Raw genomic sequence first — 12,875 nt, 5'->3', positions numbered from 1 at the left:
CAGGCTTCCCTCGGCTGCGGCTCACACCTTGTCGCGCCAGGATCCGTCGACCACGTCGTCGTCGCTGAGCGGTATCGCAGCGGTGTCGAGCGCGGGCATCGAGATCGTCTCCGTCACGGGCGCGATCACCGTCGCTTCGTCGCGACGGTGGCGCAGCACCGTGTCGATGTATGAGCTGAGCGCCTCGGCGAGCGGAATGGCGCGCGAATCGTTCTGCGAGAGGTACCAGCGGTGCTCGAGCAGCTGGTGGAAGACTTCGGGCGCTTCGAGCTTGCCGCGGAGGTCTCTCGGAATAGCGCGCACGACGGGCTCGAAGACGCGCGCGAGCCACTCGTGCGCGACGACCTCGTCGTCCACCTTCCTGCCCGGATAGGTGGAGGCGGTGTACGCGTCGAGGTCGTTGAGAAGTCGCCTCGCCTGGTTCTCTCCCGCGTCGATACCGGTCAGCCGCAGCAGGCGCCTCGTGTGGTGACCAGCATCCACGACCTTGGGCTGGATGCGCACCTGCGTGCTCGCGCCGTCCGTCGTGATCGCGAGCTCCTCGATGTCGAAGCCGAGGTCGTTGAGCCGTTCGACCCGCTGGTTGATGCGCCAGCGCTCGGTCTTGTCGAACGACTCCCAGCCGGTCAACTCTTTCCACAGCGTGCGATACGACTCGATGATGCCGTTGCTGGTCTCGATCGCGTCGATGCTCTCGTCGAGTCGCCCACCGGCCTCCAGGTCGAGCAGCTCGCCGGCGATATTGACGCGAGCGATCTCGAGATCGTTCTCGCGCTGGCCGTTGGAGAGGCCTCCCGAGTAGAGCTGACCCGTCTCGGCGTCGACCAGGTAGGCGGCGAAGGAGCCGGCGTCGCGCCGGAAGAGCGTGTTGGAGAGGGAGACGTCTCCCCAGAAGAATCCGGCGATGTGGAGGCGCACGAGAAGCACGGCGAGAGCATCCACGAGGCGCGTCGCGGTATCGGTGCGCAGCGTCTGCGAGTACAGGGCGCGATAGGGGAGGGAGAACCGCAGGTGCCGGGTGACGAGCACGGGCATGAGCGGCTCACCCTTCTCGTCCAGGCGCCCCGTGATGACGGCCACGGGCTCGACGCAGGGGATGTCCATGCGCTGCAGCGTGCGCAGCACGTCGTACTCGCGCCGTGCCATCTCCTCCGTCGTCTCCTTGATCGCGACCACGTAGTCGCTCAAGTGCACGAAGCGCACGAGGTGGCGGGAGATGCCCTTGGGCAGAGTCGCGATCGCATCGTCGGGCCACACGTCCAGCGGCTCGTGCCACGGCAAGTCGAGCAGGCCAGGGTCGGTGACCGCGGAGGTGATGGTGAGGGATGCGCTCACAGGGGTCTCTCTCGTGGTGTCGTCGACGGGTCTGGGCGACGGGGGTGAAGGGCTGGGCGGAGCGAGAAAAGAGCGGAGGGCGGGGGTGTCGTGAGACACCGCCCGCCCTCGGACTCTGCGCGAGCCGTGCCGCCTAGTTGGCGCTGATCGGCTCCTTGTTCAGGCGCTTGCCCGACGCGGTGTCGAATACGTGCACGTGCTTCGGCTCCGGCGTGAGGTACACGGTCTCGCCGCTGTGCGGGTGCGAGCGGCCGTCGACGCGGGCGACGATGTCGACGCGCTGTCCTTCGACGTCGATGTGGCCGTAGAGGTAGCCGTCAGCGCCGAGCTCCTCGACGAGGTCGATCTCGACCGAGAGGCCCTCGCCCTTGGTGTTGATGATGAGGTCCTCGGGGCGGACGCCCACGGTGACCGTCTTCTCGCTCGTGGAGGAGAGCACATCGCGCGAGACGGGGGCGATTGCCGAGCCGAACTGAACACCGCCGTCGGCGACGGCAGCCGGGAAGAGGTTCATCGCGGGGGAGCCGATGAAGCCGGCGACGAAGACGTTGGTCGGCGTCTCGTAGAGGTCGCTGGGGCTTCCCACCTGCTGCAGCACGCCGTCCTTGAGCACGCAGATGCGGTCGCCCATCGTGAGCGCCTCGGTCTGGTCGTGCGTGACGTAGACGGTCGTGACGCCGAGGCGGCGCTGCAGTGACGCGATCTGGGTGCGGGTCTGCACGCGCAGCTTCGCGTCGAGGTTCGACAGCGGCTCGTCCATGAGGAACACCTGGGGCTGGCGCACGATGGCGCGACCCATGGCGACGCGCTGACGCTGACCGCCCGAGAGAGCCTTCGGCTTGCGGTCGAGGTAGGGCTCGAGGTCGAGCAGCTTCGCTGCCTCCAGCACACGGTTGGCGCGCTCATCCTTGTTGATGCCCGCGATCTTGAGGGCGAAGCCCATGTTCTCGGCCACCGTCATGTGCGGGTAGAGAGCGTAGTTCTGGAAGACCATCGCGATGTCTCGATCCTTCGGCGGGAGGTCGGTGACGTTGCGCTCCCCGATGAAGATGTTGCCGTCGTTGACCTCTTCGAGGCCGGCGAGCATGCGCAGCGATGTGGACTTTCCGCAGCCGGAAGGGCCGACGAGAACGAGGAACTCGCCGTCGGCGATGTCGAGGTCGAGCGAGTCGACTGCGGGAGTCTCCGAGCCCGGGTAGAGCCGTGTTGCCTTGTCATAGGTGACGGTTGCCATTGTGAACTTTCTCCTTCACCGGCAGGTACGTGCCGGACGATCCGTAGTGAATGGATGATGCCCGCGAGCGGTGGAACGCCCTCGGTCACCAAGGATCAGTATGGCACGACCCTCGCGTGGGGGGTGGGGGCCATCGGCGACGGGTACCATCGTGGGGGCGCCCGACGGCGCCGCCCAACGACGGACGGCGAAGCACGTCCCATCCCTGTGAGTGAGGTTGCATGAACGAGGCCCTCCCTCCCGCGCACACCCCGACCCGGGGCGAGCGGCGCGCCGAGGCCCGTGAGAAGGCGCGAGCGCTGCGCGAATCGCAGCGCAAGAAGGAGAGGCGCACTCTCTGGATCGTGCAGGGCAGCATCGCCGTGGTCGTGGTCGCGATCATCGCGGTCGTTGCGCTCGTGCTCACCAACTCGGTGCGGCCGGAGGGCGACGGGCCCCTCAACATGGCGAGCGACGGCATCAAGATCGGGCAGGGCTTCGAGGCCGTCGCGACGCCCGCCCGGCCCGCCGGGGCACGGCCGATCCCCTCCGAGCCGAATCCGGCCGGTGTCGTCGAGATTCAGATCTTCATCGACTACCTCTGCCCTCGCTGTGCGGAGTTCGACGACGAGAACGGCGAGCTCATCCGCACCCTCATCGAGTCGGGCGCGGCGACCGTCGAGTACCACCCCCTCTCGACCCTCACCAACCTCTCGGCGGGCACCCGCTACTCCCTGCGCTCAGCCAATGCCGCCGCCTGCGTGGCCAACTACGCCCCGAACCGGTTCCTCGACTTCCACGAGGCGCTCTTCGCCAACCAGCCGGAGGAGGGCACACCAGGGCTCACCGACGATGAACTCGTGGAGCTGGCGGCCAGGGCCGGTGTGGACGCGAGCACCGTGACCCTCAATGCTGTCGAGAAGTGCGTGCGGGATCTTCGCTTCCGTGACTGGGTGCAAGCGGCCACCGACCGTGCTCTCGAGGGGCCGCTGCCCATCGCCGACACGACTGAGGAGAGCATCGCGGGTACCCCCGCGGTGTTCGTCAACGGTGACCTCTTCGAGTTCCGGTACCCCTTCGAGCAATCCGAGTTCTCGCAGTTCGTTCTCGAAGCGGCCGGGGCCGAGTTCGCCACCAACCCCACGCCGACACCGACGCCGACACCCAGCCCGTAGCAGTACGGCGGTAGTCTTCACACGGCGTCGCTCCCCGTGAGCGCGCTCGCCGGCTTGGCGCAACTGGTAGCGCACCCGACTTGTAATCGGAAGGTTGCGGGTTCAAGTCCCGCAGCCGGCACCACTGTTTTCTGCCCTCGCGCTCGGCGCCGCGCAGGAGTCGCTCTCAGCGTGGAGCGGTGCTCCACGCCCGCAGCCGGCACCACTGTTTTCTGCCCTCGCGCTCGGCGCCGCGCAGGAGTCGCTCTCAGCGTGGAGCGGTGCTCCACGCCCGCAGCCGGCACCACGGACTTCCCCCCGCGTCAGCCGTCACCCTGTGCCTCATTCGGGGGGCGCCGGGGGTCTCTGACGCCCCCACTTCGCGGGTGATCTGTTCGTTTTTCGACCAGACGCACTTGTCGAGGAGCGACAGCGCACCATACCGTGGCACCAGCGGCCGGGGGGCCGTCTGTCCACAGGTTCGAGCCATCCGGCTCGGGGGGAGCCTCACATGTTTCGATCCGTGATCGCGGGAAGCGCTCTCACGACGGTCCTTCTCGTCATCGTGCCGATTTTCGGGGGTACGAGCGGCGAGGCAGCGAGCGTCGCGGGAGGCAGCGCCGGAGCCGCGAGCAGCTCGCCCGTGATCTCCGGGATCGGGGCCCGCGGGTCGCAGGACGAGTCGAGCATCCGGATCATCGAGATGGTCGAACGCTCCGGGAACGAGGCCGCCGACGACGATTCTCGCGACAGCGACACCGAGCACTCCGCGCAGAAGCCCGTCGCCGTCGGCACCTCCTCCGGATCGAACCGGTCGGGCAGCGATTCCTCCGGCAGCTCCGCAGGGGGCAGCGCATCCGGCGAGGGCTCGTCGTCGAGCGGCTCGTCGAGCGGCGGCTCAACGTCCGGTGGGTCATCAGGCGGTTCGGGCTCGAGCGAGCCCGCCCCCGCCCCGAAGCCTCCGCCCGCGCCGGAGCCCCCGGCCTGCCCGGCGGCGATCGGCGGCTCCACCGGCGGCGCGCCCGGCACGACATCTGCCGGCGGCGTCGCGGGCACGACCTCCTCCGATCTGGCGTCGTTCGCGACGCGGTACAACCAGATCCGGATGGCGAACTGTCTGCCGCCGGTGCCGTTCGGCAACATTCGGTACGACTCGTGCATGGAGCAGCGTCTGTTCTGGATGGCGGAGGATCCCAGTACGGATCCGATGAGTGCGTGGGGTCACATCGGGTCGCAGCGCAGTGATGGTGTGCCCAGTGTGGGGTGCGATGGGAACCTTGCTGGCGGGTCGGGCAACACGGGTGCGACGGTGGCGGATAAGTGGTGGGCTTCCAGTGGTCACCGGGCGTCGCTGTACAAGCCGGGCAACACCGGCAGCATGGCGGGTACGTGCATTCTGTTCGCGATGACGCACGGTGGTGTGCCGAACGAGCCGTACAGCTTCACGCGGGCCGCTGCGCGCTGGGTGAGCTGCTAACCGCACCTCAGTAGGCTTGCTACTCGCGGCCGGTGCCGATGCCGACCGCGAGAGAAGAGGTCTGCTTTGGCTCCGGGGCTGCGCTGGGGAATCCTTGCGACGGGTGGCATCGCCCGCGCCTTCACATCTGATCTGACGGCGAGCGGCTTCACGGTCACCGCCGCTGGCTCACGGTCGCAGTCATCGGCCGACGACTTCGCGGCGCGATTCGGCATTCCGCACGCGCACGGCAGCTATGAGGCGCTCGTCGCCGACGACACCGTCGACGCGGTGTACGTCGCGACGCCGCACCCGATGCACCACGAGTGCGCGCTGCTCGCCATCGAGGCGGGAAAGCACGTGCTCGTCGAGAAGTCTTTCACGGTCAACGCCGGGCAGGCCCGCGAGATCGCTGACCGCGCCGCAGAGCGCGGTGTCGTCGTCATGGAGGCGATGTGGACCCGCTTCCTGCCGCACATGGTGCGCATCCACGAGATTCTGGCCGCGGGAGCTCTCGGCGACGTGCGCACCGTGCTCGCCGATCACTCGCAGTCGATCTCGACCGATCCGAAGCACCGTCTGCAGAACCCTGATCTGGGGGGCGGCGCCCTGCTCGACCTCGGCATCTACCCGGTGTCGCTCGCGATCGACATCCTGGGCTTGCCGACGTCGATCACGGCCGCTGCGACGATGACGCCGACGGGTGTCGATCGTCAGACCGCGATGCAGTTCGTGCACGAGGACGGCCGGCAGGCGGTGCTGCACTCGGTGCTCGACACCAAGGGCCCCAACCGAGCGTCGATCCTCGGAACGCAGGGGTGGATCGACATCGATCCGGTCTGGTACACGGCGACCTCCTTCACTCACTACGGTGCCGACGGCTCTGTCGTGGAGCGCTTCGAGCACCCCCTGAGCACGCGCGGCATGGAGTTCCAGGCCTGGGAGCTCGAGCGGCGCGCGGCCGGGGAGGCTCCCGCCTCGCTGCCCCTCGAGGAGACCGTCGCCATCATGGGAGTGCTCGATGAGATCCGCGCGCAGATCGGGCTGCGGTATCCGGGAGAGTGACGTGACGCCTCGGGCGCCGCGGCCCGAGGGGTACCATGACCGCATGACGGAGCCGGATGCGACACCGGGCCGCCGACGCCCCCGCGCTCTCCTGACAACTGCCCTCACGGTCGCCTTCGTGCTCCTCGCCACGGGCTCTCTGTTCACGGGCGTCGCGGTGGGCTCGGACGAGCCGGTGGCTGCACCGACGCCGACTCCGACTCCGACGGCCACACCCGAGCCCGACCCTCGATCGGTGCCCGACGCGATCGTGGCGGCGCAGGGCATTCGCACGTGCTCGATCGACGCCCTCGCTCGGGATGGTCGCCTGCGTGACTTCTCCGGGTCGGTCATCAACGCGGATACGGGCGAGATCCTCTTCGAGCGCGCCGCTGACCGTCCCGTGCGCACCGCGAGCGTGCTCAAGGTGCTCACGGCCGCCGCTGCACTCGCGGTCCTCGGCCCCGACCACCGCCTGTCCACCCGAGTCGTCGACGGCGCGGAGCCGGGCACGGTCGTGCTCGTCGGCGGCGGCGATGCGACGCTCAGCAGGCTCCCCCCGGGGCAGGAGAGCTTCTACCGGGGGGCCCCGAAGCTCGCCGACCTCGCGGCGCAGACGGTCGCCGCCTACGCCGCCGCCCACCCCGACGCCCCCGCGATTCGCGAGGTCGTGCTCGACGCCACCTACTGGGACCCCGCCGACAAGTGGGACCCCTCGTGGGCGCGCAGCGAGCAGACGATCGGATACCAGTCCGAGGTGACCGCGCTCCAGGTCGACGCGGATCGTGCGAACCCCGTCGCGGGCACGAGCCCCCGCTCGACGGATCCGGTCGCCCGCGCTGGGCAGGCCTTCGCGCAAGCACTGGCCGCCGCGGGCAACCCCGGCGGCACGCCGATCACGAGCCTCGGCTCGGCGCCCGACACCGAGACGCTCGGGGTGGTGCGCTCGCAGCCGGTGAGCACGCTCATCCCTCAGATGCTCCTCACGAGCGACAACGCCCTCGGCGAGATGCTCGCGCGCGTCGTCTCGAAGAATCTGGGACTCGACGGCTCGGCGGCATCCCTCACCTCGGCCTTCCGCATCGCGCTCGACGAGTACGGAGTGCCCGTTACGGGCCTCACGATCCGCGACGGCTCCGGCCTCAGCCACCTCAACGCCGTGCCCCCCTCGTACGTGACCCGGCTCATGGTGCGCATCGCGAACGGCGAGGGCTCTCTGAACCACATCGCGCAAGGGTTGCCGGTCGCCGGCCAGTTCGGGTCTCTCTCGAGCCGTTTCACGGGTGCGAATGCGATCGCGCGCGGCGCCGTCGCCGCGAAGACCGGGTGGATCGACACGTCGTACTCCCTCGCGGGTATCGTGACCGCTCAGGACGGCACGCGCCTGACCTTCGGGTTCTTCGCGGTAGGCGAGGGCATTCAGGGCAACGCCCGGGCCGCCCTCGACACGTTGACCACGGGCGTGTACACCTGCGGCAACGCCCTCTCCACCACCTGACCGACCGATTCGACTTGGAGGCGACATGGCTCGCGCCCTGTTCATCATCGACGTGCAGAACGACTTCACCGAGGGTGGTGCTCTCGGCGTCGACGGCGGGGCGGCCGTCGCGGCGGCGATCACCGAGCACGTGCGGCGGCACCCCGACCTCTACGACGTCGTCATCGCCTCGCGTGACTGGCATGACGGCGATAACGACAACGGCGGGCACTTCGCGACGGATGCTGAACCCGACTTCGTGCTCACCTGGCCGGTGCACTGCGTGGCCGGCACCGACGGCGCCGAGTACCACGAGAGCATCGATACGGGCCTCATCGACATCCACGTGCGCAAGGGCCAGGGGGTTCCCGCCTACTCGATCTTCGAGGGGACGACCGACGACGGGCGCTCCGTTCCGCAGGCACTCGATGAGCTCGACGTGACCGAGATCGACGTCGTGGGGCTCGCGACCGACTACTGCGTGCGCGCCTCGGCCCTCGACGCCCTGCAGCACGGGCGAACCGTGCGGGTCCTGCGCAACCTGGTCGCCGGGGTCGCCGCCGAGTCGAGCGAGGAGGCGCTCTCCGAGATCGCCAAGGCCGGTGGCCATGTGGAGGTCAGCACCTCCTGAGCCACGGTGCGTGCCGGTCTACGTGAGCAGCTGGTGCTGCGCGAGCTCGCGATAGAGCGGCACGTCGCGCACGAGGTCCGCGTGCACGCCGGTGCCGATCACGCGCCCGTGCTCGAGCACGACGATCTGATCGCTGTCGACGACCGTCGAGAGCCGGTGCGCGATGACGATGAGCGTGCGATCGGCGGAGACGGCGTCGATCGCCTCGCGCATGAGCCGCTCGTTGACTCCGTCGAGCGACGACGTCGACTCGTCGAGCAGCAGGATCGGGGGAGCGGCGAGGAGTGCCCGAGCGATGGCGAGTCGCTGGCGCTCGCCGCCGGAGAGCATGACTCCGCTCTCGCCCACCTGCGCGTCGAGCCCCTCGTCGCTGCGCTGCAGCACCTCGAGCAGGTTGACGCGCTCGAGCACCGCGACGCAATCGTCGTCGCTCGCCGTCGGTGAGCCGAGCAGGAGGTTGTCGCGCAGGGTGCCGGCGAGGACCGGGGCGTCCTGCTCCACGTAGCCGATGCGGTTGCGCAGCTCGAGGCGATCGAGTGCGCGGATGTCGACCCCCTCCATGCGGATGACACCGCCGGTCGGGTCGTAGAAGCGCTCGATGAGCGACAGGATCGTCGACTTGCCCGCTCCGCTCGGCCCGACGAGCGCCGTGCGCGAGCCCTGGGGCACCGCGAACGTCACCCCGCGCAGAACAGTGGTGTCATTCCGGGTCTCCTCGCCGACCACTTCCGCGATGACCTTCTCCTGCTCGGTCTTGCGCGCGGCCTCCGGGTACCGGAAGTGCACGTCGTCGAACGCGATCGCGGCACGGTCGCCGGTCGCCGCGGCGGGCGCCACGTCAGCGTCGCCTTCCGCCTCGCTCGGCAGGGCGATGATCTCTTGGATGCGCCCGAGGGCTCCGAGCGCGCTGTTGACGCTCGTGATCGCCCCGAAGGCCTGCCCGAGCGGGCCGATGAGGAGGAAGAGGAACAGGATGAAGGCGACGAGCTCGGCGATCTCGATATCGCCGGCCGCGACGCGGTAGCCGCCCACGCCGAGCACCACGAGGAACGAGATCTGCAGCGCGATCGACGAGATCGGCACGACGAGCGCGGAGATCTTGGCGACCTTGATCCCTTGGAGCCACGCGCCTCGAGCATCCTCGTGGATGGTCGCGATCTCGCGCTCCGTCGCGTTCGCGGCGCGCACCGTGCGTACGGAGGAGATCGCCCGCTCGACCGCTGCGGCGAGGTCTCCCACCTTCTCCTGCGCCTTGCGGCTGGCGACGCGGATGCGCGCCGAGAGCAGCACGACGGTGACGACCGACACGGCGATCACGAGCACCGTGAGCAGCAGCAGCACGGGGTCGATGATGATCATCGCGACGAGGGCGCCGAGGAAGGTGAGGCTGCCACCGATCGCCTCGACGAGTCCCTGCGTGAGCACGGCGCGCAACAGGGTCGTGTCACTGCCCACGCGGCTCACGAGGTCGCCCGTGCGGCGCTGATCGAACTCGCTGATCGGCAGGTGCAGGAGTCGGCGCACGAGCGTGCGGCGGCTCGAGAGCACGACCCCCTCGCCCGTGCGCTGCAGCAGGTAGTGGCCGAAGCCGCTCAGGAGGCCCGCGAGCACGACGAGCCCGACGAGCAGCGCCACGAGAGCGCCGAGCTCGCCGCCCTCCTCGACCGTCGAGATCACCTGGGCGACGAGGAGAGGCTGCGCGAGGGAGGCGCCCGCGCCGAGCACGCTGATGACGATGACCCAGGAGAGCACCCCGCGGTGCTCGAGCAGGTAGGGCATGAGCTGGCTGAAGCTCGCGCGCGGGCCGTCGTCGACCGGCCTGCCGAGGAGGCTGCGTCGGGGGGTGGCGGGGGCCGGGTGTGCGCGCGAGCTCATGCCATGATCCTGCCCGACTCCGGCCATGAGCGAGCCGTGCGGCACTGTCAGCCGCCCGGGTCTAGGCTCTGATCTCGTGCCAGAGTCCGTCATCTCCGCGACCGCCCTCACCAAGACCTATGGTGGTGTCGCCGCCGTCGACAGCATCGATTTCGAGGTCGCGCCGGGGGAGGCGTTCGGGCTGCTCGGGCCGAACGGCGCCGGCAAGTCGACGACGATGCGCATGGTGGGTGCGGTGTCGACGCGTACGAGCGGCGACCTAACGATCCTGGGACTCGACCCCGAGCATCACGGGCCCGACATCCGCTCGCAGCTCGGCGTCGTGCCGCAGCAGGACAACCTCGACATGGATCTGCGCGTGCGCGACAACCTGCTCGTCTACGGTCGGTACTTCGGGCTGCCGCGGGCACTCGTCGCCGAGCGCGCCGACGCTCTGCTCGAGTTCGCCCAGCTCGCCGACCGGGCCAAGGCGAAGGTCGACGACCTCTCGGGCGGCATGAAGCGCCGCCTCACGATCGCGCGCGCGCTCATCAACGAGCCGCGCATCCTGCTGCTCGACGAGCCCACGACGGGCCTCGACCCGCAGGCACGGCACATCCTGTGGGACCGCCTCTTCCGTCTCAAGGAGCAGGGCACGACGCTCGTGCTCACGACGCACTACATGGACGAGGCCGAGCAGCTGTGCGACCGGCTCGTGGTCGTCGACAAGGGCCGCATCATGGCCGAGGGTTCGCCCGCTCAGCTGATTCGCGACCACTCGAGCCGCGAGGTGCTCGAGGTGCGCTTCGGCAGCGACCGCAACGCGCAGGTCGCCGAGCAGATCGTCGGCCTCGGGGAGCGCATCGAGGTGCTGCCCGACCGCCTGCTCATCTACAGCGCGAACGGCGAGGCTGACCTCGTCGCGCTCACCGAGCGGGGCCTGCATCCCATCACCTCGCTCGTGCGCCGCTCGAGCCTCGAAGACGTCTTCCTGCGCCTCACCGGCCGGAGTCTCATCGAATGACCACTGCAGACACGGCGAGCGTCGCCGATCGAGCGGATGCCCGGCGCGCGCTCGCCGCGGGCGTCGCGCCGCGCCGCTGGGGCAGCTGGTACGTCGCCGAGCACCGGCTTCTCGCCATGAAGGGCTACGTCGGCGAGGCGGTCTTCCAGAGCTTCGGCAACCCGCTCATCTACCTGTTCGCCCTCGGGGTGGGGCTCGCGAGCCTCGTGCCGCAGGGCGTCGCGGGGGTGAGCTACCTCGAGTTCGTCGCCCCCGCGCTCATGGCGACGGCGGCCATGACGATCGCGGCCAACGAGACGACGTACCCCGTGCTCATGGGGTTCAAGTGGAACCCCACCTTCTTCGGCATGAACGCTGCCCCGATCACTGGTGGGCAGATCGTCAACGGCATCATGCTCGCGATCCTGGCGCGCATGATCGTGACCGTCACGATCTACTTCGGCGTCATCCTCGCCTTCGGCGCCGTACCGTCCGCCTGGGGTGTGCTCGCGATCGGCTCTGCCGTGCTCACGGGCATGGCGATCGGGCTGGTGCTCTCGAGCTACACCTCGACCATCAAGGATGATCGCGGGCAGATGGCGATGATCCAGCGGTTCGGCATCATGCCGCTCTTCCTCTTCTCCGGCACGTTCTTCCCGCTCGAGCAGCTGCCGGTCTACCTGCAGCCGATCGGGTGGATCTCGCCGCTGTGGCACGGTGCCGAGCTCGGTCGGGTCGCCACCTATGGGCTCGAGGAGCCGCTGTGGCTCACCGTGACGCACGTGGGCTACCTGAGCGGCATCATCGTCGTGGGCCTGTGGGCGACGCGGCGGCATTTCGAGCGGCGGTTGAACCGATGACGGCCGTGCGCGCGCAGCGCGGCGCGCTGTACGCGGGCAACACGCGGGCGGTCATCCATCGTGGTCTTCTCGCGACCCGCAGCACCAACTACCTCGTCGTCTTCAGCGGGTTCTTCGAGCCGGTCTTCTACCTGCTCTCGCTCGGCATCGGCTTCGGCGCGCTCGTCGGCACCGTGCAGACGTCGGCGGGTGCTGAGGTGTCGTACGCCGCCTACATCGCTCCAGCCCTGCTCGCCGTGTCGGCGATGAACGGCGCCGTCTACGACTCGACGTGGAACGTCTTCTTCAAGCTCAACTACGCGAAGCTCTACCAGGGCATGCTCACCACCTCGCTGGGGCCGCTCGACGTCGCGCTCGGCGAGATCCTGCTCGCCCTGCTGCGGGGGGCCATGTACGCGGTCGGCTTCATGGTCGTCATGCAGATGCTGGGCCTGAACCTCGCGTGGACGGCGCTTCTGGCTCTGCCTGCCGTGCTCGTCATCGCCTTCGGCTTCGCGAGCGTCGGCATGGCCATCACGAGCTACTTCACGACCTTCCAGCAGGTCGAGTGGGTCACCTTCATCATGCTGCCGATGTTCCTCTTCTCGGCGACGTTCTACCCGATCTCGGTGTACCCGGAGGCGATCCAGTGGGTGATCCAGGCGCTGCCGCTGTGGCACGGCGTGGAGCTCATCCGCGGTGTCACGACGGGCGCACTCTCGCCCATGCTGTGGGTGCATCTCGGCTACTTCGGCGTCATGATCGCGGTCGGCATCGTCGTGGCGACGCGGCGGCTGCGCGCTCTCTTCCTGCGCTGACGCTCGCGGTCTCGCGGTCGCCCTCGGTGAGGCAATCCGACCCGACGGGCT

Annotated in this window: 11 protein-coding genes and 1 tRNA gene; 9 read left to right on the top strand and 3 right to left on the bottom strand. The window is 69.0% G+C overall.

Going from position 1 to position 12,875, the window contains the following annotated elements:
• Nucleotides 1-21: 21 nt before the first annotated feature.
• Nucleotides 22-1,335 carry a DUF4032 domain-containing protein gene (locus IE160_RS10410; RefSeq protein WP_191151043.1) on the bottom strand — a complete coding sequence of 438 codons (1,314 nt, stop codon included), beginning with the start codon at nt 1,333-1,335 and terminating at the stop codon, nt 22-24.
• 133 nt (nt 1,336-1,468) lie between these two features.
• On the bottom strand, nt 1,469-2,569 hold the full coding sequence (locus IE160_RS10405; RefSeq protein WP_191151042.1) for an ABC transporter ATP-binding protein: 1,101 nt from the start codon (nt 2,567-2,569) through the stop codon (nt 1,469-1,471).
• A gap of 221 nt (nt 2,570-2,790) precedes the next feature.
• On the opposite strand from IE160_RS10405, the gene IE160_RS10400 reads away from it, so the two are divergent.
• The 6 genes from IE160_RS10400 (at nt 2,791) to IE160_RS10375 (ending at nt 8,310) form a co-directional block, all read left to right on the top strand.
• On the top strand, nt 2,791-3,723 hold the full coding sequence (locus IE160_RS10400) for a DsbA family protein (RefSeq protein WP_191151041.1): 933 nt from the start codon (nt 2,791-2,793) through the stop codon (nt 3,721-3,723).
• Nucleotides 3,724-3,771: 48 nt separating this feature from the next.
• Nucleotides 3,772-3,847: transfer RNA gene (locus IE160_RS10395), tRNA-Thr, on the top strand.
• Between the two features lie 366 nt (nt 3,848-4,213).
• Nucleotides 4,214-5,179 (top strand): hypothetical protein, encoded by a 966-nt coding sequence (locus IE160_RS10390; RefSeq protein WP_191151040.1) that lies wholly within the window; start codon nt 4,214-4,216, stop codon nt 5,177-5,179.
• Between the two features lie 66 nt (nt 5,180-5,245).
• Nucleotides 5,246-6,223, top strand: coding sequence for a Gfo/Idh/MocA family protein (locus tag IE160_RS10385; RefSeq protein WP_179872515.1), 978 nt, complete (start codon nt 5,246-5,248; stop codon nt 6,221-6,223).
• A gap of 43 nt (nt 6,224-6,266) precedes the next feature.
• On the top strand, nt 6,267-7,700 hold the full coding sequence (gene dacB / locus IE160_RS10380; RefSeq protein WP_179872514.1) for a D-alanyl-D-alanine carboxypeptidase/D-alanyl-D-alanine endopeptidase: 1,434 nt from the start codon (nt 6,267-6,269) through the stop codon (nt 7,698-7,700).
• A 25-nt stretch (nt 7,701-7,725) separates the two neighbouring features.
• Nucleotides 7,726-8,310, top strand: coding sequence for an isochorismatase family protein (locus tag IE160_RS10375; RefSeq protein WP_179872513.1), 585 nt, complete (start codon nt 7,726-7,728; stop codon nt 8,308-8,310).
• A gap of 18 nt (nt 8,311-8,328) precedes the next feature.
• Here IE160_RS10375 and IE160_RS10370 read toward each other — a convergent pair whose 3' ends face one another.
• Complete coding sequence (locus IE160_RS10370) at nt 8,329-10,185, bottom strand: ABC transporter ATP-binding protein (RefSeq protein ID WP_179872512.1); 1,857 nt, start codon at nt 10,183-10,185, stop codon at nt 8,329-8,331.
• A 76-nt stretch (nt 10,186-10,261) separates the two neighbouring features.
• On the opposite strand from IE160_RS10370, the gene IE160_RS10365 reads away from it, so the two are divergent.
• From IE160_RS10365 to IE160_RS10355, 3 genes are read left to right on the top strand one after another with little or no spacing between them, the layout of a single operon-like run.
• Entirely contained in the window at nt 10,262-11,188 is a 927-nt protein-coding gene (locus tag IE160_RS10365) for an ABC transporter ATP-binding protein (RefSeq protein ID WP_224744459.1), read from the top strand.
• Nucleotides 11,185-12,027 (top strand): ABC transporter permease, encoded by an 843-nt coding sequence (locus tag IE160_RS10360; protein ID WP_179872510.1) that lies wholly within the window; start codon nt 11,185-11,187, stop codon nt 12,025-12,027. Before IE160_RS10365 ends, IE160_RS10360 begins: the two co-directional genes overlap by 4 nt.
• The gene (locus tag IE160_RS10355; protein WP_179872509.1) at nt 12,024-12,824 is read left to right on the top strand and encodes an ABC transporter permease; all 801 of its coding nucleotides are present in this window, start codon (nt 12,024-12,026) and stop codon (nt 12,822-12,824) included. Before IE160_RS10360 ends, IE160_RS10355 begins: the two co-directional genes overlap by 4 nt.
• Nucleotides 12,825-12,875: the final 51 nt, after the last annotated feature.

This window comes from Chryseoglobus sp. 28M-23, assembly GCF_014789785.1.
GTDB classification, from domain to species: Bacteria; Actinomycetota; Actinomycetes; order Actinomycetales; family Microbacteriaceae; genus Microcella; species Microcella indica.
The sequence above is the reverse complement of the archived record's forward strand: the minus strand, read 5'-3'. Positions and strand labels throughout refer to the sequence as shown.

Bases quoted from the DNA above. Each gene is read 5' to 3' on its own strand.
- IE160_RS10405 (WP_191151042.1), bottom strand. From the start codon at position 2,569: ATGGCAACCGTCACCTATGACAAGGCAACACGGCTCTACCCGGGCTCG.
- IE160_RS10400 (WP_191151041.1), top strand. From the start codon at position 2,791: ATGAACGAGGCCCTCCCTCCCGCGCACACCCCGACCCGGGGCGAGCGG.
- IE160_RS10390 (WP_191151040.1), top strand. From the start codon at position 4,214: ATGTTTCGATCCGTGATCGCGGGAAGCGCTCTCACGACGGTCCTTCTC.
- dacB (WP_179872514.1), top strand. From the start codon at position 6,267: ATGACGGAGCCGGATGCGACACCGGGCCGCCGACGCCCCCGCGCTCTC.
- IE160_RS10375 (WP_179872513.1), top strand. From the start codon at position 7,726: ATGGCTCGCGCCCTGTTCATCATCGACGTGCAGAACGACTTCACCGAG.
- IE160_RS10370 (WP_179872512.1), bottom strand. From the start codon at position 10,185: ATGAGCTCGCGCGCACACCCGGCCCCCGCCACCCCCCGACGCAGCCTC.
- IE160_RS10360 (WP_179872510.1), top strand. From the start codon at position 11,185: ATGACCACTGCAGACACGGCGAGCGTCGCCGATCGAGCGGATGCCCGG.
- IE160_RS10355 (WP_179872509.1), top strand. From the start codon at position 12,024: ATGACGGCCGTGCGCGCGCAGCGCGGCGCGCTGTACGCGGGCAACACG.